This window comes from Pseudomonas sp. MDT1-16 (assembly GCF_054898115.1).
In genome coordinates this window covers 637,769-657,716 of record NZ_CM142717.1, presented here as the reverse complement: position 1 = coordinate 657,716, position 19,948 = coordinate 637,769, and the positions used below count along the sequence as shown (strand labels likewise).

Here is a 19,948-nt window from a genome sequence, read left to right as displayed (position 1 = left end):
ATCAATGACTCACAGCAATCGCCTGGTTATTCATGATACGCGGAGTGAGAAATACCAGCAGCTCGGATTTTTTCTCCGAAACCACGTCACGCCGGAAAAGGCGGCCAAGATACGGCACATCACCGAGAAATGGCACCTTATCTACAACCTTGCTCTGAGTATTTGAGAAAACTCCGCCAATCACGATGGTCTCGCCGTCGTTGACCAGGACCTTGGCATTGACCTCGTTTTTCTTGATGGGCGGTACATCCTGCACCTTGTTCAGGTAGTCCGGTTCATCTTTGGTAACCTTGACCTCCATGATGATCCGGTTGTCCGGGGTGATCTGCGGCGTCACCTCCAGAGACAGCGAGGCTTCCTTGAACGACACCGAGGTCGCGCCGCTGGAGCTGGCTTCCTGGTAGGGAATCTCCGTGCCCTTGAGGATTTTCGCGGTTTCCTTGTCCGACGTGACCACTTTGGGCTGCGAGACGATTTCGCCGTTGCCGGTTTTCTCCATGGCCGTCAGCTCAAGATCGAGCAGTACATTGTCGGTGATGAACGCGATGCCGAGCCCCGAGGTATTGGAGGCGGCGCCCAGGTCGACGAACGGCGAGTTGGTGCTGGTGCTGCCGGGCGTACCGATGGTCGACGAAGCGTTAGCCCCGTTGCTGACGCCTGAGGCGTTCCAGTTGCCCTTGTTCTGCAACGAACCGCCCCAACGCACGCCGAGGCTTTTGTCATAGTCGACGTTGGCTTCGACGATACGCGCCTCGATCATCACCTGACGCACCGGGATATCCAGTTGCGCGACGATACGGCGGAGTTCGTCAAGGCGATCCTGGGTCTGGTAGGCAATGATGTTGTTGGTCCGCTCATCAACCGTGATCGAGCCCCGCTCATCGGCTTTTGCCTCGGCACTGGTCACCGACTGGAACAGCTTGGCGATATCGGCAGCTTTGGCGTAGTTGACCTGCAACAGTTCCCGACGCAGAGGCGCCAGGTCGGCAATCTGCTTCTGCGACTCAAGCTCCTGGCGCTCGCGAGCGGCGATTTCATCGGCCGGCGCCACGAGTAAAACGTTACCGATCTTGCGTTTATCCAGACCCTTGGTTTTCAACACCAGATCCAGTGCCTGATCCCACGGTACGTTCTGCAAACGCAGCGTGATGCCGCCCTGCACGGTGTCGCTGGCGACCAGATTGAGATTGGTGAAATCGGCGATCAGTTGCAGCACCGAACGCACATCGATGTCCTGGAAATTCAACGAGAGTTTTTCACCGGTGTAGGCAAAACGTTCAGTGTTGCGCTTCTGCAAGTCATCGACGGTCATCGGCCGGATGCTGACGGTCAGCTTGTTGTCGGTCTGGTAAGTCGAATAATCGAATGCGCCGCTGGGCTCAATGCTGATCGTGGCCCGATCACCGGTAGCGCTGGCGTTGACGAACTGCACCGGCGTGGCGAAATCCTTGACGTCCAGACGTACACGCAACGGCTCAGGCAATTGGGTCCTGGCGAAACCGAGGATGATCTTGCCGTCGCGCTCCTGAATGTCCGGGGCGATAGAAGGGTCCGACAGATCGATGACCACATTGCCTTCGCCCTGAGTGCCGCGCTGGAAATCCACACCCCGAATGGCCTTGCCTACCGGCGCATAGGCTTTCGCCGGGGCGGGCGTTGCAGTCGCGGCGCGCTGCGTTTTTGGCGCTGGGCTGGAGGCCGTTTTGTTGGCTCCTTGCCCGACCACCACAAACAGATTGTTGCCTTCGACCCGTGCGTTATACGGGGTCAACTGGGTCAGATTGATGATCAGTCGTGTACGGTCCTTGGCTTCCACCACTGTGGCGCTGCGGGCATTTCCACCGCCCAGGTCACGATTTTTGCTTTTTAGCTGACTGACTACGCCGGGCAGATCCAGCGCAATCCGAGCCGGTTGTTCCGTGGTGTAACCGTGGGGCGGCGGTGGCGGCCCATCGAACGACAACTTCAACTCGATGCGGTCCCCCGGCAGCGCTGCAACATCCAGCGCTTTGAGGTTAGCCGCTTGTACCATCGGCGACAGCAACGCTATCCATAGCGAAATACCGAAGGTTGAGAAAATCCTGTTCATTATTCGAGTTCCACTATGAGTGCTCTTTCAAAGGGATGGTCCGCGGCCGCTCCAGCCAGGCGCCTTGGCCGTCGGGAACGATTTCGACCACATCGACCTGCGAGCCGCTGATAGCGACGATCCGCCCATCGTTACGCCCCAGGTAATCGCCGACTTTCAACCGATGCACCCCACCCGCCCCGCGCACCAGCGCAAAGGAGCCGGTCGCATTAGCGATCGTACCGACCATTTCAAACTGCTCGATGTTGAAACCTTCGAGGTATTGCTTGACCCGATCAGGGTCAGGTTTGACGTTGCGTGAGCCGTGCTTCTGGCCGGCCAGGTCGACCCTTATCTGTCGGGAAAACGGACTTCGCAGGTTGGCGGCGTTGTACGTGAATGTTGGGTAAGACCGAAATGTCGGTGTTGGTTCAATCTTGCCGGGCGCACGCAAACGCATTTCATTCATGTAGGCGTCCAGGTCGCTGAAGTCACTGTCGCTGCCACAACCGGCCAGGCCGGCGACCAACACAACCATCGAAAAGCAACGAATCGGGCTCATTTTTGCAGCCCCTTGTCGTTGTAGCGGTAGGTCTTGGCAAGAATGCTCATGCGCAACTTCGGACCACCTTCCGGGTTAGCCGGCGCAAGGTCGAAGTCATGCAAGGTGACAATCCGTGGCAGCCCGGCCACGCCGCTGACGAAGGTGGCCAGGTCGTGATAGGCACCGGTGACGGTGATCTGGATCGGCAGCTCGATGTAGAACGGCTGCGTGACCTCTGGCAGCAGTTTGATCTCTTCGAATTCCAGGCCACTGCCCAGGCCGGTGCGAGTGATGTCCTCCAGCAGACCAGGCACTTCGGTGTCACTGGGCAATTGCCGCAGCAGCACGCCAAAGGAGTTCTCCATTTGCTTCATCTGCTGGGTATACAGCTCGAGATTCGCCGCCATGTGGGCTTTGTTGGCGAATTGCTCCTTGAGGGTCGACTCTTCCTCGCGCTTGAGATTGAGATGGCTCTGAAGGTCGCTGACGGAAAAACTGTAGCCCAGTGAAAGCACCAGGACCATCAGCAGAATACCCGCCAGCGCCTTGATGGCTGGCGGCCAGGAACCCATGTTATTGGTGTCCAGGTCGTTGATGTCGATCTTGCGCAGCCCCTCAAACCATTCAGACGGAGTCATTGACCGCCCTCCGCAGCGGCTGGCTGAGTCTGACGAACGGTTAATTGAAAGACGTTGGCCTGGTCCAGCTGACTAGCAGTGGTCGCTTTGACTTCCGTCAGGGTCGGCACATTGAACCAGTCCGACGCATCCAGATTACGCATCAGATCCGAAACACGATGGTTGGAGTCTGCGGCGCCGGTAATGGACAGGGTTTTGCCAGCCATTTTCACTTCGGTGAAATACACTCCGTCCGGCAAGGTACGCGCTAACTGATCGAAGATCCGCCCGCTGATCGGACGGTTGCCTTGCAGGTCCTGGATGATGCGCATGCGCTCGACCAGTTGCTGGCGACGGGCCTTCAAATCGCTGATCTGTTTAATCCGCTCGTCGACCACAGCAATCTGTTTTCCGATGTAGTCATTACGAGCAACTTGCCGATCGATGGCGCCATTGATGGCCTGGTTTGCGATCAACACCGCGCCCACTGCCCCCACCATCACACCGACCAGCGCCAGCAAAAAGCGTTTGCGGCGCGCTTCACGCTGCTCTTCACGCCAAGGTAAAAGATTGATCCGTGCCATCAGTCGAAACTCCTGAGGGCCAGCCCGCAAGCGATCATCAGTGCCGGCGCATCGCTGGCCAGGGCACCGGCGTTGACCTTACTGCTCAGGGCCATGTTGGAGAATGGGTTGGCTACTTGCGTCGGCGTGCCCAATCGCTGCTCGATCAACCGATCCAGCCCCGAGACCGACGCGGTACCTCCGGCCAGCAGGATGTGATCAACCGAGTTGTACTGACCGGAGGCGAAGAAAAACTGCAACGAACGCGACACCTGCTGCACCAGCGCATCGCGAAACGGCTGCAACACCTCGTTGACGTAATCGTCCGGCAAACCGCCCTGCTTCTTCGCCAACCCGGCCTGCTCGAGCGTCAGCCCATAACGTCGCTGGATTTCCTCCGTCAGTTGACGACCGCCGAACAATTGTTCGCGGGTGTAAATGATTCGTCCGTTGTGCAGCACGCTCAGGGTGGTCATGGTCGCGCCGATGTCGACCACCGCTACCGTCAGACTCTCCTGAGAAGCAGCCAGTTGCCCCGCCAGTAATCCGAAAGAACGCTCCAGCGCATAGGCCTCGACGTCAACCACGCGCGCCGTCAGGCCGGCCAGAGCCAGGGCCGCTTCCCGGACCTCGACGTTTTCCTTGCGACAGGCCGCCAGCAGCACATTGACTCGCTCGGGGTTGCGCGCGGAAACACCCTGGACCTCAAAGTCGATGGCCACTTCGTCCAATGGATAAGGGATGTACTGATCGGCCTCGATCTTCAGCTGGTTTTCCATCTCGTCGTCGGAAAGACCGGCATCCATCTCGATGGTCTTGGTGATCACCGCCGAACCGGCCACGGCCACGGCCACGTTCTTGAGGCTGGTTCTGGCCTTGACTAGTACGCGCGCGAGTGCCAGCCCCACGCCTTCGAGCTCGGCGATATTTTTCTCGACCACCGCATTGGCGGGCAAAGGCTCCACCGCATAGGTCTCGACCCGATAACGGTCGCCCTGGCGGCTTAGCTCCAGAAGCTTTACCGACGTGGAGCTGATGTCGATCCCCAGAAGCGTATTGGCCTTTTTATTGAAGAGTCCTAGCACTACCAATTCCCTATGACTATCCGTGTCTTACGGACTCTGTAATATCAGTTGCGTTCAAACCACCCGTCTTGACAGCAGCGCAAATGACGCCCTCGACGGAAAAATGCTTATAATGCCCAGCGTTTTTTTCCGGTTTTTACTTCAAGCGCGGGTCGTTCCCTGTTATCCGAACCCTGATGCCTCATTCATTCTTTGCCCTGGATGTCCAAAAGCCTTGATTCGTCTGCTGAAATTTTTCGGATGGTCCATCGTCGCCGTTTTCTGCGGACTGCTCCTCGGTCTTAGCGGCGCGTTTCTCTACCTTAGTCCGGGATTACCGTCCGTGGAGGCGCTGAGAAGCATTCAGTTGCAGATCCCTTTGCGGGTGTACAGCAGCGACAACAAGTTGATCGCAGAATTTGGCGAAATGCGCCGTACACCGATCCGTTTCGCCGACATTCCCCCCAATTTCATTAATGCGTTACTAAGTGCTGAAGACGACAACTTCGCCAACCACTACGGCGTCGACCCTGGCAGCTTGATGCGCGCGGCCACCCAGTTGGTAAAAAGCGGACACATTCAGTCCGGCGGCAGCACCATCACCATGCAGGTGGCGAAGAACTTCTTCCTGACCAGCGAACGCAGTTTCTCGCGCAAGACCACCGAAATTCTCCTCGCCCTGCAGATCGAACGGCAGCTGACCAAGGACGAGATCCTTGAGTTATACGTCAATAAAATTTATCTGGGTAACCGCGCGTATGGCATCGAGGCGGCGGCGCAGGTCTATTACGGCAAATCGATTCGTGACGTCAGCCTCGCGCAGATGGCGATGATCGCCGGTCTGCCAAAGGCCCCTTCGCGTTTTAACCCGCTGGCCAACCCGGCCCGCAGCAAGGAACGTCGCGACTGGATCCTTGGACGCATGTACAAGCTCGGCAAGATCACCGAAGCCGACTACACCATGGCGATCAACGAGCCGCTGAACGCCAGCTATCACGTGCCGACCCCGGAAGTGAACGCGCCGTACATTGCTGAAATGGCCCGCGCCGAAATGGTCGGCCGTTATGGCAGCGATGCGTATACCGAAGGTTTCCGCGTCACCACCACAGTGCCGAGCAACCTGCAGGAAATGGCCAACACCGCGGTCCACGAAGGTTTGATGTCCTACGACCAGCGTCATGGTTATCGCGGCCCGGAGTCGCGCCTGCCGGGCAAGACTCGCGAGGCCTGGACAACCGAGTTGACCAAACAGCGCACCATCAGCAGCCTTGAGCCTGCCATCGTCACCCAGGTCGACAAGACGGGCCTACAGGTGCTGACCCGTACCGGTGACGAACACGTCGGTTGGGACAGCATGAAATGGGCGCGTCCGTTCCTGAACACCAACAGCATGGGTGCCAATCCGAAGCAGCCGTCGGACGTCGCCCAGGTCGGCGACCTGATTCGGGTACAGCGTCAGCCAGACAATTCGCTGAAATTCAGCCAGATCCCGCAGGCTCAGGGCGCACTGGTTTCCCTCGACCCGCAGAATGGCGCCATTCGTTCCCTGGTCGGCGGTTTCGCCTTTGAACAGAGCAACTACAACCGCGCCATGCAGGCCAAGCGCCAACCGGGCTCGAGCTTCAAGCCGTTCGTCTACAGTGCCGCGCTGGATAACGGCTACACCGCCGCCAGCCTGGTGAACGATGCACCGATCGTGTTCGTTGACGAGTACCTGGACAAAGTCTGGCGTCCGAAGAACGACACCAACACCTTCCTCGGCCCGATCCGTATGCGTGAAGCGCTCTACAAGTCGCGCAACCTGGTGTCGATCCGCTTGCTGCAGGCGCTGGGCGTCGACCGCACCATTGATTACATCAGCAAGTTCGGCTTCAACAAGCAGGACTTGCCACGCAACTTGTCCCTGGCCCTGGGCACCGCGACACTGACGCCAATGGAAATCGCCACGGGCTGGAGCACCTTCGCCAATGGCGGCTACAAGATCACTCCCTACATCATCGACAAGATCGAAAGCCGCAATGGCGACACGCTGTTCGTCGCCAACCCGCCGAGCGTCCCGAAAGGCGACGTCGCCACCGACGGCATCGCCGCCCCTGTCGCGGCCAACGCCTTCACCGTCAACGCAACCCCGGGCGAAACCCTGACTGCCCAGCCAGCACCACAAACGCCGGCCGTGGCCGAGCGCATCGTCGATGGCCGCACCACGTACATCCTCAACAGCATGCTCGAGGACGTGATCAAACTCGGCACCGGTCGCCGCGCCCTCGCCTTGGGCCGCACCGACATCGCGGGCAAGACCGGTACCACCAACGAATCCAAGGACGCCTGGTTTTCGGGTTACAACGCCGATTATGTAACGACCGTCTGGACCGGTTTCGACCAGCCTGAAAGCCTGGGTCGCAAGGAGTTCGGCGGCACCGTCGCCCTGCCGATCTGGATGAGTTACATGGGCGCCGCACTCAAAGACATGCCGCCCCATACGCAGCAAGAGCCCGAAGGCATCCTCAGCCTGCGAGTCGACCCGGTCAGCGGCCGTGCAGCCACCCCAGGCACGCCAGGCGCCTACTTCGAGCTGTTCAAGGCTGAAGACACGCCGCCGTCGGCGAATGAGCTGGGTAACGGCACTGCGCCGGGCAGCCCACTGCCAGCGGATGAAGCGGCACCGATCGATTTGTTCTGATCAAGTAGCACCACGCAAAAGCCCCGTCCATCTCTAGAAGGCGGGGCTTTTTCGTTACTGATCGTTCCCACGCTCTACGTGGGAATGCCTCTACGGACGCTCCGCGTTCGGCTGTGGGAAGGGACGCGGAGCGTCCCGGGCTGCATTCCCACGCAGAGCGTGGGAACGATCACAGACAAAAAAAGCCCCGACTCGCAAGAGCCGGGGCTTTCTGTTGAAGCGCTACAACGACTTAGCCGTTGAACACGTCATCCACGCTTTTCAGCGGGTAGTTCTTCGGATACGGCAGGGTCGCTACGCCGGTCTCGATTGCGGCCTTGGCCACAGCATCGGAGATCAGGGTGATCAGACGCGCATCCATTGGTTTCGGAATGATGTACTCACGACCGAATTCCAGTTTGATGCCGCCGTAGGCGTCGCACACTTCCTGAGGAACCGGCAGCTTGGCCAGTTCACGCAGGGCGTTGGCGGCAGCCACTTTCATTTCTTCGTTGATGCGCTTGGCGCGAACGTCCAGGGCACCGCGGAAGATGAACGGGAAGCCCAGCACGTTGTTAACCTGGTTCGGGTAGTCCGAACGGCCGGTGGCCATGATCACGTCGTCACGGGTGGCGTGAGCCAGTTCCGGGGAAATTTCCGGATCAGGGTTTGAGCACGCGAACACGATCGGGTTGGCTGCCATGGATTTCAGGCCTTCAGCGCTCAGCAGGTTCGGGCCGGACAGGCCCACGAACACGTCTGCATCGGTCAGGGCGTCAGCCAGGGTGCGCTTGTCGGTCGCGTGAGCGAAGACAGCCTTGTACTGGTTCAGGTCGTCACGGCCGGAGTGGATCACACCGGTACGGTCAACCATGAAGATGTTTTCGATGTTGGCGCCCATGCTCACCAGCAATTTCATGCAGGAGATGGCGGCCGCACCGGCGCCCAGGCAGACGATCTTGGCGTCAGCGAGGGTTTTGCCAGCGATTTCCAGGGCGTTGATCATGCCGGCCGCCGTAACGATCGCGGTGCCGTGCTGGTCATCGTGGAATACCGGAATGTCGCACTGCTCGATCAGAGCGCGTTCGATCTCAAAGCACTCAGGTGCCTTGATGTCTTCCAGGTTGATGCCACCGAAGGTGATGGAGATGCGCTTGACAGTGTCGATGAAGGCTTGCGGGCTTTCGGAATCGACTTCGATGTCGAATACGTCAATGCCGGCGAAGCGCTTGAACAGCACGCCTTTACCTTCCATCACTGGCTTGGAAGCCAATGGGCCGAGGTTACCCAGGCCGAGAATTGCGGTGCCATCGGAAATGACTGCAACCAGGTTGCCCTTGCCGGTGTACTTGTAGGCCAGTTCAGGATCGCGGGCGATTTCGCGTACTGGTTCGGCTACGCCGGGGCTGTAGGCCAGCGACAGGTCGCGGGCGGTAGCGGTGGCCTTGGTGAGCTCGACACTCAGCTTCCCTGGACGAGGATAGGCGTGATATTCGAGAGCGGCAGTTTTCAAATCAGACATGTGGGCATTCCGCTTTTTACTGTTGGACAGACGGACCGCCGAGGATACGCGTGTCGCAAAGTCCCCACAAGACTGACCGGTCACCCCTGTCAAGCGCCCGGCCCTACGACTTTGGACCAAGAGCCGCGGAATACAAGGGATGAACTGTTCACAATCTACGAAACAAATGTCTACAGTTTTTTCTCATGGCGCCGCTTGCAGCATCGCCGGGTCGGTCAATGGCAGAAGCCAGCGCGCCTGCCCTTGTTTAAGTCCACCGCGGCGCGAACGGTCCAGTACCCAGCCACGTGCCTCAATCTGTTTGCCCTTCAGCCGCTCAAGCGTCGCAACATCGAACTGCCCCAACAGATTGGGTGCAACGCGCAATACAACCGACTCCTGCAACTCGATCCAAACCCCACCGCGATTGCGCTGAACCTTGCTCACACGACCGCTGAGCACAGCAAAACCAGACGTGCTGATCTGCTCTGCCTTGAGCACAGGGGATTGGCGCCACAACCCGAGTCCGGCCTGACGGGCACTGTGTTCCGCCGCTTGCTGGCAGTCGACCAGATCGACATTCGGCGCGACCGCCACCTGAAAACCGAGCCCCTCAGCGAGCAACTGCGCTTCGAGGTTGGCGCCATCGGCGCCATAGACATGGGCCAGCGTGCGACCGTAATGATCTTTGCTCTCTTTGCCCGGCAGTAAACCGACCCGCCCATCGCTGGCGGCCACCAGAGCTTCCAGGCGTCGGCGCGCCGTCACCGCGAAGGGCTCGTCGGAGCGGCCTTTCTTGCCCAGCTCCGGCGTATTCAAACCGATCATGCGCACGCTGCGGCCATCGTTCAGGCGCAGCGTGTCACCATCCACCACCCGCTGCACCGCGACGGATGTCAACCCGCTCGGCGCCGGGCAGAAGGCCTGGGCACCGGACAGCCAAATCGCGGACACAAAAAAGGCGCCCGCAAGGGACGCCTTTTTCATCAGCAAGGTAAAGCCCATCGGGCTTTGCAACCTTACTCTGCAGCAGCAGGAGCTTTGGCTTTGCCAAAAGCACCAAAACGGTCTGCGAAGCGCTGTACACGGCCGCCAGTATCCAGAGTCTTCTGCTTACCGGTGTAGAACGGGTGGCACTCGTTGCATACGTCAGTACCCAGTGGCTTGCACAGGTTCGAACGAGTTTCGAACTTGTTGCCGCAGCTGCAAGTTACTGCAATGGTTTCGTACGCTGGATGGATATCGGCTTTCATGGTGTATTCCTCAGGCTAGCGTGCCGCCACTCAACACTATTGTTGAATACCGCACGTAATTAGGCCGCGGATTCTACCAGACCTTTGCAATCACGCAAGCTGTCGCTTCTACCGACCGTCTGCTAGGCTCCCGGCCTTCTTCACCGTCCCATCATCGAGTAAACCATCGCGTGCCCGACGCCATTTTGCGCCTCGCCCTGCCTTCGCCCCTGCGCCGCCTGTTCGATTACCGTGCCCCGGCCGGGGTCCTGCGCGCCCAGTTGCAACCGGGCATGCGCCTGCGGGTGCCGTTCGGCCGGAGGGAGATGATCGGGATTCTGGTGGAGGTCACCGACACCAGCGAAGTCCCGGCAGAGAAGCTCAAACCGGCCCTGGCCTTGCTCGATGCCACGCCGCCGCTGCCGCCGGCGCTGTTCAAACTGTGCCTGTGGACGTCTCAGTATTATCAGCACAGTCTCGGTGACACCTTGAGCTGGGCGCTGCCGGTGTTGCTGCGCCAGGGTGAACTGGCCGAAGCGCGCCAGGAACGCTTCTGGTCGGCCGCGCCGGGCGCCCGCCTTGATGACCCGCGCATCGCTCGCGCCCCGCGTCAACGTGAGGCCCTGGCAACACTGGCCCAGCATCCACACGGCGTCGCCCATCAGTTGTTGAGCAAACTGATGCTGAGCAAGGACAGCCTGGACTTGCTGCTGGCCAAGGATCTGGTGCAAGTCGACATCCGCAAGCACGCGCCCGGCGCCCGCCACGAACACTGGCTGGCGCAGCCGGAACTGCCACTCAACCCCGAGCAGCGCGCGGCCTATGAAGCCATTCGTGCGGGGTTCGACAGTTATCACGCGTTCCTGCTGGCCGGCGTCACCGGCAGCGGCAAGACCGAAGTCTATTTGCAGTTGATCCGCGAAACCCTTGAGGCCGGCAAACAAGCACTGGTGCTGATCCCGGAGATCAACCTCGGCCCGCAGACCCTGGCGCGCTTCGAGCAGCGTTTCAATGCGCGCATCGCGCTGATCCACTCGGCGGTCAACGATCGCGAGCGCCTCGAAGCCTGGCTCGCCGCCCGGGACGGTGACGCCGACATTATTATCGGCACCCGTTCGGCGCTGTTCACGCCGATGAAGAACCCCGGCCTGATCATCATCGATGAAGAGCACGACGGTTCCTATAAACAGCAGGAAGGCTTGCGCTATCACGCCCGCGACCTGGCATTGGTCCGCGCCCGGCAGGAAAACATCCCGATTGTCCTCGGTTCCGCCACGCCTTCGCTGGAAAGCCTGCACAACGCCTACACCGGCCGTTATGGCCTCCTGCGATTAAACGAGCGTGCCGGTGGCGCCAAACAGCCGCGATTTCTGCGCCTGGACGTAAAAAGCCGCCCGCTGGACAGCGGCATTTCCGGGCCGATGCAGCAAGCCATCGGTCAGACACTGGCCGCGGGCCAACAAGTATTGGTGTTCCTTAACCGTCGCGGTTTTGCACCGACCTTGCTGTGTCACGACTGCGGCTGGATGTCCGAGTGCCAGCGCTGCGATGCACGCATGACCGTGCACCAGCGCTCCGGTGAGTTGCGCTGCCACCATTGCGGCTACGTCGAACGCGTGCCCCGGCATTGCCCGAAATGCGGCAAGGTCGATTTGCGGCCAGTGGGCGCCGGCACCGAGCGCGCCGAAGAGCGATTGGGGATTTTGTTTCCGGATGTCCCGGTGCTGCGGGTCGACCGCGACAGCACCTCACGCAAGGACGCGATGAATCAGCTGTTCGCGACCATCCAGAAGGGCCAACCGTGCATTCTGGTCGGCACGCAGATGCTTGCCAAAGGGCATCACTTCCCACGGGTGACCCTGGTGTCGATTCTTGATGCCGATGGCGGGCTGTTTTCCGGCGACTTCCGCGCCAGCGAGCGCATGGCGCAGCTGATCGTCCAGGTTGCCGGGCGTGCGGGACGCGCTGAAGAACCGGGCAAGGTGATTATCCAGACGCATCTGGCCGACCATCCGCTGCTGGTGCAATTGACTGAACAGGGTTACTTCGCCTTTGCCGAACAGGCCTTGAGCGAACGTCGCTCGGCGGGTCTACCGCCGTTTGCGCACCTGGCATTGCTGCGGGCTGAAGCGCACAAACCGGGGCAGGCCGAAGGCTTTCTCGATGAGGCGTGCAGCGAGGCCGAGCGCTTGCTGGCCGAGCAGAATTTGACCGGGATTGAACTGCTCGGGCCGGTGCCGGCACCGATGGAACGCCGGGCCGGGCGATATCGTGCGCAGTTGTTGCTGCAAGCGACGGCTCGGGCGCCGCTGCATCGGTTGTTGAGCAGCTGGTTGCTGGCGCTGGAACAGATGCCGAGCGGGCGGGCGGTGCGTTGGTCGCTGGATGTTGATCCAGTCGATTTGTATTGATTGAAGATGGCCTTCGCGGGCAAGTCGGATCGCCGCACCGCTCGCTTCTACAGGGTTCGGGTTGTACGCAACATCAGCGAACGACGTAAATCCGTAGGAGCGAGCGGTGCGGCGACCCGACTTGCCCGCGAAGGCGGTCTATTTGTCACCACATATCCATAACCTGCCCGCTATAGTTGGCAAGCCCGTCTTCGCAACGGATAATGCCCAGTTTTTCCACCAGCGCATCGAAGCGCCGCCGCGCTTGCGGTCGAAAGAGAACACCATGAAAGACACCATTCGCCAGCTGATCCAACAAGCCATCACCCAACTCGTCAACGAAGGTGTGTTGCCTGAAGGCCTGTCGCCGGCGATCCAGGTGGAAAACTCCCGTGACAAGACTCACGGCGATTTCGCCAGCAACATCGCGATGATGCTGGCCAAACCGGCCGGCATGAAGCCCCGTGATCTGGCAGAGAAAATCATCGCTGCATTGCCGGCTGACGAAAACGTCACCAAGACTGAAATCGCCGGTCCCGGCTTCCTGAATTTCTTCCAGAACACCCAAGCCCTGGCCACCCGACTGGACGCCGCCCTGGCCGACGCCCACATCGGCGTGCACAAGGCCGGCCCGGTGCAGCGCACCGTCGTCGACCTGTCGGCACCGAACCTGGCCAAAGAGATGCACGTCGGCCACTTGCGCTCGACCATCATCGGCGATGGCGTGGCCCGCGTTCTGGAATTCCTCGGCGACGAAGTCATCCGCCAGAACCACGTCGGCGACTGGGGCACCCAGTTCGGCATGCTGATGGCGTATCTGCAGGAAAACCCGATCACCAGCGATGAGCTGTCGGACCTGGAAAACTTCTACCGCGCCGCCAAGCAACGCTTCGACGAATCCGAAGAGTTCGCCGACCGCGCCCGTGGTCTGGTGGTCAAATTGCAGGCCGGCGACCCGGACTGCCTGGCGCTGTGGACCAAGTTCAAAGACATCTCCCTGTCGCACTGCCAGAAAATCTATGAACTGCTGAACGTCAAACTGACCATGGCTGACGTGATGGGCGAAAGCGCCTACAACGACGACCTGATCAACGTGGTCAACGACCTCAAGGCCGCCGGACTGCTGGTCGAAAGTAACGGCGCTCAGTGCGTGTTCCTCGACGAGTTCAAGAATGCCGACGGCGACCCGCTGCCGGTGATCATCGTCAAGGCCGACGGCGGCTACCTCTACGCCACCACCGACCTGGCGGCCGTGCGTTACCGCAGCGGCAAGTTGAAGGCTGATCGCGCGCTGTACTTCGTCGACCAGCGCCAGGCCCTGCACTTCCAGCAAGTGTTCCAGGTCGCGCGCCAGGCCGGCTTCGTGACGCACCCGATGGAAATGGAACACATGGGCTTCGGCACCATGAACGGCGCCGATGGCCGTCCGTTCAAGACCCGTGATGGCGGCACCGTGAAGCTGATCGACCTGCTGACCGAAGCCCAGGAACGTGCCTACACCTTGGTGAAGGACAAGAACCCGGAGCTGGCCGAAGCCGAATTGCGCAACATCGCCGAGGTCGTGGGCATTGGCGCGGTGAAATACGCCGACCTGTCCAAGCATCGCACCAGCGACTACAGCTTCAACTTCGACCTGATGCTGAACTTCGAAGGCAACACCGCGCCTTACTTGCTGTACGCCTACACCCGCGTGGCCGGTGTGTTCCGCAAACTTGGCAAGGACTTCAGCGAAGTCGAAGGCCAGATCGTCCTCGAAGCGGCGCACGAACACGAGCTGGCGGCGAAGCTCGCGCAGTTCGGCGAAGTGCTGAACAACGTTTGCGACAAGGGCACGCCGCACATCCTCTGCACCTACCTGTACGATGTCGCCGGTCTGTTCTCCAGTTTCTACGAGAACTGCCCGATCCTCAGTGCCGACACTCCGGCGCAAATGCAGAGCCGTCTGCGCCTCGCCGCGCTGACCGGCCGCACTCTCAAGCAAGGCCTGGAACTCTTGGGTCTGGAAACTCTGGAGCGTATGTAAGTTGGCTGCCAAGAAAAAACCTGCACCCAAGCGTGGCGCCAGCCGTTACCAAGCTCCTGCAAAGCAACCGATCCCGGGCTGGTTGTGGATGGCCATCGGCCTGACGGTCGGCGCATTCATTGTGTTCCTGATGAAGCTGGAGCCAGGCAAGGGCAGCGAGAGCGTCAAGCGCGAGAAAATCGAGCAGCAGAAAGCCAGCAAGATCGCCGAAGCCAACAAGACCCCGCCGAGCCCGACGCAACCGGTGAAGCCGAAGTACGACTTCTACACCTTGCTGCCGGAATCGGAAGTCATCGTACCGCCAGATGCCGTGCCGGAGAAAACCCTGCCAACGCCGCAAGTGCCGGCCATTCCGACGACGCCGGTCACGCCAGAGCAAGCGGCGAAGATCGATACCGCGCGGGCTCAGGCCGCACTGGCCGGGATCACTCCGCCACCAGCACCACCGGTGTCCAAAGCGGCGCCAGTGACCAAGTTCTTCCTGCAGGCCGGTTCGTTCCGCAAGGAGGCAGACGCGGACAAAGTTCGGGCGCAGATCATTTTGCTGGGTCAGGCGGTAGCGGTCGAATCCGGCACGGTGAAGGACGAGACCTGGTATCGAGTATTGGTCGGACCGTTCAGCAACCGCGAACAGCTGACTACTGCCCAGAAACAACTGGCTGGAAGCGGGTTCAGCAACCTGTTGTTACAACAGCGTCAGAGTCGCTGATTTCGCCAGGAACACTGCGTCATCGTTCTTTGCGGGCAAGCCTCGCTCCTACAGGATTACGTAAATCTCTGTAGGAGCGAGGCTTGCCCGCGAAGGCACCCGAATAGACAACACCCCCATCCCCGCCGTACACCGCTCGTCCCCTCTCCCGCCCCGCAGTTGAAAAACGCTCTACCACCCCCATATGAGTTGGCATAAGGCATTTTCGCCCCGCTGCGTGGAGACTCTCCCTTGACCACCATCGTTTCAGTTCGCCGCCACGGCAAAGTCGTCATGGGCGGCGACGGCCAGGTTTCTCTCGGCAATACCGTGATGAAAGGCAACGCGAAGAAAGTTCGCCGCCTGTACCACGGCCAGGTAATCGCCGGTTTTGCCGGAGCCACCGCTGACGCCTTCACCCTCTTCGAGCGTTTCGAAGGCCAGCTTGAGAAACATCAAGGGCACCTGGTTCGCGCCGCTGTCGAACTCGCCAAAGAATGGCGCACTGACCGCTCCCTCAGCCGCCTCGAAGCCATGCTTGCGGTCGCGAACAAAGATGCCTCTCTGATCATCACCGGCAACGGCGACGTGGTCGAGCCTGAAGAAGGTCTGATCGCCATGGGCTCCGGTGGCGGTTACGCCCAGGCCGCCGCCAGCGCGCTGCTGAAGAAAACCGATCTGTCGGCCCGCGAAATCGTCGAAACCGCCCTCGGCATCGCCGGCGACATCTGTGTGTTCACCAACCATACCTTCACCATTGAGGAGCAGGACCTCGCTGAGTAAGCCTGTTTTGGCCACCACGCCACGGCTCACTTTTACTTGAGGACCGCCAATTACTATGTCCATGACTCCCCGTGAAATCGTCCACGAACTCAATCGCCATATCATCGGCCAGGACGATGCCAAGCGCGCCGTCGCCATCGCGCTGCGTAACCGCTGGCGCCGGATGCAGCTGCCTGAAGAGCTGCGCGTTGAAGTGACCCCCAAGAACATCCTGATGATCGGCCCGACCGGTGTCGGTAAAACCGAGATTGCTCGTCGCCTGGCGAAACTGGCCAACGCGCCCTTCATCAAGGTCGAAGCGACCAAGTTCACCGAAGTCGGTTATGTCGGCCGCGACGTTGAATCGATCATTCGTGACCTGGCTGACGCGGCGATCAAACTGTTGCGCGAACAGGAAATGACCAAGGTTCGCCACCGCGCCGAAGACGCCGCCGAAGAACGCATCCTCGACGCCCTGCTGCCACCGGCACGCATGGGCTTCAGCAACGACGACGCCGCACCGTCGGCTGACTCCAACACCCGTCAGCTGTTCCGCAAGCGCCTGCGCGAAGGTCAGCTGGATGACAAGGAGATCGAAATCGAAGTCGCCGAAGTGACCGGCGTCGATATCTCCGCGCCACCGGGCATGGAGGAGATGACCAACCAGCTGCAGAGCCTGTTCGCCAACATGGGCAAGGGCAAAAAGAAAAGCCGCAAGATCAAGGTCAAGGAAGCGCTGAAACTGGTGCGTGACGAAGAGGCCGGTCGTCTGGTCAACGAAGAAGAGTTGAAGGCCAAGGCGCTGGAAGCCGTCGAGCAGCACGGCATCGTGTTCATCGACGAAATCGACAAGGTCGCCAAGCGTGGCAACTCCGGTGGCATCGACGTGTCCCGTGAAGGTGTACAGCGCGACCTGCTGCCGCTGATCGAAGGCTGCACCGTCAACACCAAACTGGGCATGGTCAAGACCGACCATATCCTGTTCATCGCGTCCGGTGCGTTCCACCTCAGCAAGCCGAGCGATCTGGTACCTGAGCTGCAAGGCCGTCTGCCCATTCGTGTCGAACTCAAGCCGCTGACGCCTGAAGATTTCGAGCGCATTCTCAGCGAACCGCATGCGTCGCTCACCGAGCAGTATTGCGCACTGCTGAAAACCGAAGGCCTGGTTATCGAGTTCCAGCCGGACGGTATCAAGCGTATTGCCGAGATCGCCTGGCAGGTCAACGAGAAGACCGAGAATATCGGTGCCCGTCGCCTGCACACGCTGCTTGAGCGTCTGCTCGAAGAGGTGTCGTTCAGCGCCGGTGATCTGGCCAGTGCCCACGACGACAAAGCGATCGTGATCGACGCCGATTACGTCAACAGCCACTTGGGCGAATTGGCGCAGAACGAAGACCTGTCCCGTTATATCCTGTAGGTCTCATTCTCTACATGGCAGGGCCGCTTGCGGCCCTGAACCAAAATGACGACCCCACTCCCCACCGATATCAAACTGCACAAAGCCTCGAAAACCCTGTCGCTGAAATACGCGTCCGGCGAGGAATATCACCTGCCTGCCGAGTTCCTGCGCGTGCACTCTCCTTCCGCCGAAGTCCAGGGCCACGGCAAACCTATCCTGCAATTTGGCAAGATCGGCGTAGGCCTGACCAAGGTCGAACCGGCCGGTCAGTACGCACTGAAATTGACCTTCGACGACGGCCACGACAGCGGCCTGTTCACCTGGGAATATCTGTACCAGTTGGGCGTGCGCCAAGAGGATCTCTGGAACGATTATCTTGCCGAGCTCAAAGCCGCCGGAAAAACCCGCGATCCGAACCAATCCATCGTCAAGCTGATGCTCTAAATCGGGCCTCTCGCTCTTTAGAGGGCATTTTCTAATTCCATCTGTTTGAATGCTCCGCTTCCGGGTCGACGATTGGCCTGCTTGCGAAAAAAATTAAACTCGGGTAACCAATGGAACTGGCAAGTTCCCTGCAGTGCTCTCTGCGATAAAAAAGCAGCGATGCAGTATTAACGGTCAACCGAGCAGTAGTACCTGGCATTTGCCGTGTGAATGCACAGCTGGGACCAGGTACTCGCCTCAGGACAATGGAGCGTCGTAGATGAGTAACAAGAATAACGATGACTTGAAGTATCAAGCCTCGGAAAACACCTTGGGGCTGAATCCTGTCGTTGGGCTGCGTGGAAAGGATCTACTGGCTTCTGCTCGAATGGTGCTAAGGCAGGCCATCCGACAACCGATTCACAGCGCCAGGCATGTCGCCCAATTCGGTCTTGAACTAAAGAACGTGTTGTTCGGCAAATCCGAGCTTCTACCGACAAGCGATGACCGTCGCTTCGCCGATCCGGCCTGGAGCCAGAACCCGCTCTACAAACGTTATTTGCAAACTTACCTGGCGTGGCGCAAGGAACTCCACGACTGGATCGGCGACAGCAACCTCTCGCCCAAGGACGTCGCACGCGGGCATTTCGTGATCAACCTCATGACCGAAGCCATGGCCCCGACCAACAGTGCGGCCAACCCGGCGGCGGTCAAACGCTTCTTCGAAACCGGCGGCAAAAGCTTGCTCGACGGCCTGGCCCATCTGGCCAAGGACCTGGTGCACAACGGCGGTATGCCGAGCCAGGTCAACATGGGCGCGTTCGAGGTCGGCAAGAGCCTGGGCGTCACCGAAGGCGCGGTGGTGTTTCGCAATGACGTGCTGGAGTTGATCCATTATCGGCCGACCACCGAGCAGGTGTACGAGCGCCCACTGCTGGTGGTGCCCCCACAGATCAACAAGTTCTATATTTTCGACCTGAGCCCGGACAAGAGCCTGGCGCGTTTCTGCCTGCGCAACAATGTGCAAACGTTCATTGTCAGCTGGCGCAACCCGACCAAGGAGCAGCGCGAATGGGGTCTGTCGACCTACATCGAAGCGCTCAAGGAAGCGGTCGACGTGGTCACCGCGATCACCGGCAGCAAAGATGTGAACATGCTCGGCGCCTGCTCCGGTGGCATCACCTGCACCGCCCTGCTGGGCCACTACGCCGCGATCGGTGAGAACAAGGTCAACGCCCTGACGCTGCTGGTCAGCGTGCTGGACACCACTCTGGACAGCGACGTGGCACTGTTCGTCGACGAGCAGACCCTCGAATCCGCCAAGCGTCACTCCTATCAGGCCGGTGTCCTGGAAGGCCGCGACATGGCAAAAGTCTTCGCCTGGATGCGCCCCAACGACCTGATCTGGAACTACTGGGTCAACAACTACCTGCTGGGCAACGAACCGCCGGTTTTCGACATCCTGTTCTGGAACAACGACACCACAAGGTTGCCCGCAGCGTTCCACGGCGACCTGATCGAGTTGTTCAAAACCAACCCTCTGATCCGTCCTGATGCACTGGAAGTGTGCGGCACACCGATCGATCTGAAGCAGGTCACTGCCGACATTTTCTCCCTGGCCGGCACCAACGACCACATCACCCCGTGGAAGTCCTGCTACAAGTCGGCGCAACTGTTCGGTGGCAAGGTCGAATTCGTGCTGTCCAGCAGCGGGCATATCCAGAGCATTCTGAATCCGCCGGGCAATCCGAAATCGCGCTACATGACCAGCACCGAGATGCCGGTCAAGGCCGAGGAGTGGCAAGAAAATTCCACCAAACACACTGATTCCTGGTGGCTGCACTGGCAGGCATGGCAAGCCGAGCGTTCGGGCAAGCTGAAGAAGTCTCCGGGCAGTTTGGGCAACAAGGCTTATCCGGCGGGCGAAGCTGCGCCGGGCACCTATGTGCATGAGCGGTAACTGACACACCTCGCGCCCCTGTAGGAGCGAAGCTTGCTCGCGAAAGCGGTCATTC

General features: G+C 59.9%; 16 protein-coding genes. 8 read left to right on the top strand and 8 right to left on the bottom strand.

Annotated elements, in window-relative coordinates:
- Position 1 precedes the first annotated feature (1 nt).
- The 5 genes from pilQ to ACYZT3_RS02955 are packed head-to-tail and all read right to left on the bottom strand — an operon-like array spanning position 2 to position 4,877.
- A complete protein-coding gene (gene pilQ / locus ACYZT3_RS02975) occupies positions 2-2,089 on the bottom strand; it encodes a type IV pilus secretin PilQ (protein ID WP_282379908.1) in 2,088 nt (695 codons plus the stop codon).
- Between the two features lie 13 nt (positions 2,090-2,102).
- Positions 2,103-2,630 carry a pilus assembly protein PilP gene (locus tag ACYZT3_RS02970; protein WP_282379910.1) on the bottom strand — a complete coding sequence of 176 codons (528 nt, stop codon included), beginning with the start codon at positions 2,628-2,630 and terminating at the stop codon, positions 2,103-2,105.
- On the bottom strand, positions 2,627-3,250 hold the full coding sequence (gene pilO, locus ACYZT3_RS02965; protein ID WP_282379912.1) for a type 4a pilus biogenesis protein PilO: 624 nt from the start codon (positions 3,248-3,250) through the stop codon (positions 2,627-2,629). The genes ACYZT3_RS02970 and pilO overlap by 4 nt, the downstream gene beginning before the upstream one ends.
- Positions 3,247-3,813, bottom strand: coding sequence for a PilN domain-containing protein (locus tag ACYZT3_RS02960; protein WP_282379914.1), 567 nt, complete (start codon positions 3,811-3,813; stop codon positions 3,247-3,249). The genes pilO and ACYZT3_RS02960 overlap by 4 nt, the downstream gene beginning before the upstream one ends.
- Positions 3,813-4,877, bottom strand: a complete 1,065-nt coding sequence (locus ACYZT3_RS02955) for a pilus assembly protein PilM (RefSeq protein ID WP_282379916.1) — start codon at positions 4,875-4,877, stop codon at positions 3,813-3,815. Before ACYZT3_RS02955 ends, ACYZT3_RS02960 begins: the two co-directional genes overlap by 1 nt.
- A 214-nt stretch (positions 4,878-5,091) precedes the next feature.
- Here ACYZT3_RS02955 and ACYZT3_RS02950 point away from each other — a divergent pair, with 214 nt between their 5' ends.
- Positions 5,092-7,536, top strand: a complete 2,445-nt coding sequence (locus ACYZT3_RS02950) for a penicillin-binding protein 1A (RefSeq protein WP_282379918.1) — start codon at positions 5,092-5,094, stop codon at positions 7,534-7,536.
- A 232-nt stretch (positions 7,537-7,768) separates the two neighbouring features.
- On the opposite strand, the gene ACYZT3_RS02945 is transcribed toward ACYZT3_RS02950, so the two are convergent.
- From ACYZT3_RS02945 to rpmE, 3 genes are all read right to left on the bottom strand, one after another.
- Positions 7,769-9,037 (bottom strand): malic enzyme-like NAD(P)-binding protein, encoded by a 1,269-nt coding sequence (locus tag ACYZT3_RS02945; RefSeq protein ID WP_282379920.1) that lies wholly within the window; start codon positions 9,035-9,037, stop codon positions 7,769-7,771.
- A 183-nt stretch (positions 9,038-9,220) separates the two neighbouring features.
- Positions 9,221-10,021, bottom strand: a complete 801-nt coding sequence (locus tag ACYZT3_RS02940) for a thermonuclease family protein (protein WP_462031474.1) — start codon at positions 10,019-10,021, stop codon at positions 9,221-9,223.
- 14 nt (positions 10,022-10,035) lie between these two features.
- Entirely contained in the window at positions 10,036-10,269 is a 234-nt protein-coding gene (gene rpmE / locus ACYZT3_RS02935; RefSeq protein ID WP_282379923.1) for a 50S ribosomal protein L31, read from the bottom strand.
- Positions 10,270-10,439: 170 nt separating this feature from the next.
- Here rpmE and ACYZT3_RS02930 point away from each other — a divergent pair, with 170 nt between their 5' ends.
- From ACYZT3_RS02930 to phaC, 7 genes are all read left to right on the top strand, one after another.
- Positions 10,440-12,659 carry a primosomal protein N' gene (locus tag ACYZT3_RS02930; protein WP_462031473.1) on the top strand — a complete coding sequence of 740 codons (2,220 nt, stop codon included), beginning with the start codon at positions 10,440-10,442 and terminating at the stop codon, positions 12,657-12,659.
- A 265-nt stretch (positions 12,660-12,924) separates the two neighbouring features.
- Complete coding sequence (gene argS / locus ACYZT3_RS02925) at positions 12,925-14,661, top strand: arginine--tRNA ligase (protein WP_462031472.1); 1,737 nt, start codon at positions 12,925-12,927, stop codon at positions 14,659-14,661.
- Between the two features lies 1 nt (position 14,662).
- Positions 14,663-15,370 (top strand): SPOR domain-containing protein, encoded by a 708-nt coding sequence (locus ACYZT3_RS02920; protein WP_282379929.1) that lies wholly within the window; start codon positions 14,663-14,665, stop codon positions 15,368-15,370.
- Positions 15,371-15,601: 231 nt separating this feature from the next.
- Positions 15,602-16,132 (top strand): ATP-dependent protease subunit HslV, encoded by a 531-nt coding sequence (gene hslV, locus ACYZT3_RS02915; RefSeq protein ID WP_007899242.1) that lies wholly within the window; start codon positions 15,602-15,604, stop codon positions 16,130-16,132.
- Positions 16,133-16,187: 55 nt separating this feature from the next.
- Entirely contained in the window at positions 16,188-17,528 is a 1,341-nt protein-coding gene (gene hslU / locus ACYZT3_RS02910) for an ATP-dependent protease ATPase subunit HslU (protein ID WP_282379934.1), read from the top strand.
- A 45-nt stretch (positions 17,529-17,573) separates the two neighbouring features.
- Entirely contained in the window at positions 17,574-17,954 is a 381-nt protein-coding gene (locus ACYZT3_RS02905; protein WP_282379936.1) for a gamma-butyrobetaine hydroxylase family protein, read from the top strand.
- Positions 17,955-18,213: 259 nt separating this feature from the next.
- Positions 18,214-19,893, top strand: coding sequence for a class II poly(R)-hydroxyalkanoic acid synthase (gene phaC, locus ACYZT3_RS02900; protein WP_282379939.1), 1,680 nt, complete (start codon positions 18,214-18,216; stop codon positions 19,891-19,893).
- Positions 19,894-19,948: the final 55 nt, after the last annotated feature.

Bases quoted from the DNA above. Each gene is read 5' to 3' on its own strand.
- ACYZT3_RS02905 (WP_282379936.1), top strand. From the start codon at position 17,574: ATGACGACCCCACTCCCCACCGATATCAAACTGCACAAAGCCTCGAAA.
- ACYZT3_RS02960 (WP_282379914.1), bottom strand. From the start codon at position 3,813: ATGGCACGGATCAATCTTTTACCTTGGCGTGAAGAGCAGCGTGAAGCG.
- pilO (WP_282379912.1), bottom strand. From the start codon at position 3,250: ATGACTCCGTCTGAATGGTTTGAGGGGCTGCGCAAGATCGACATCAAC.
- pilQ (WP_282379908.1), bottom strand. From the start codon at position 2,089: ATGAACAGGATTTTCTCAACCTTCGGTATTTCGCTATGGATAGCGTTG.
- argS (WP_462031472.1), top strand. From the start codon at position 12,925: ATGAAAGACACCATTCGCCAGCTGATCCAACAAGCCATCACCCAACTC.
- ACYZT3_RS02940 (WP_462031474.1), bottom strand. From the start codon at position 10,021: ATGGGCTTTACCTTGCTGATGAAAAAGGCGTCCCTTGCGGGCGCCTTT.
- ACYZT3_RS02970 (WP_282379910.1), bottom strand. From the start codon at position 2,630: ATGAGCCCGATTCGTTGCTTTTCGATGGTTGTGTTGGTCGCCGGCCTG.
- rpmE (WP_282379923.1), bottom strand. From the start codon at position 10,269: ATGAAAGCCGATATCCATCCAGCGTACGAAACCATTGCAGTAACTTGC.
- hslU (WP_282379934.1), top strand. From the start codon at position 16,188: ATGTCCATGACTCCCCGTGAAATCGTCCACGAACTCAATCGCCATATC.
- ACYZT3_RS02945 (WP_282379920.1), bottom strand. From the start codon at position 9,037: ATGTCTGATTTGAAAACTGCCGCTCTCGAATATCACGCCTATCCTCGT.
- phaC (WP_282379939.1), top strand. From the start codon at position 18,214: ATGAGTAACAAGAATAACGATGACTTGAAGTATCAAGCCTCGGAAAAC.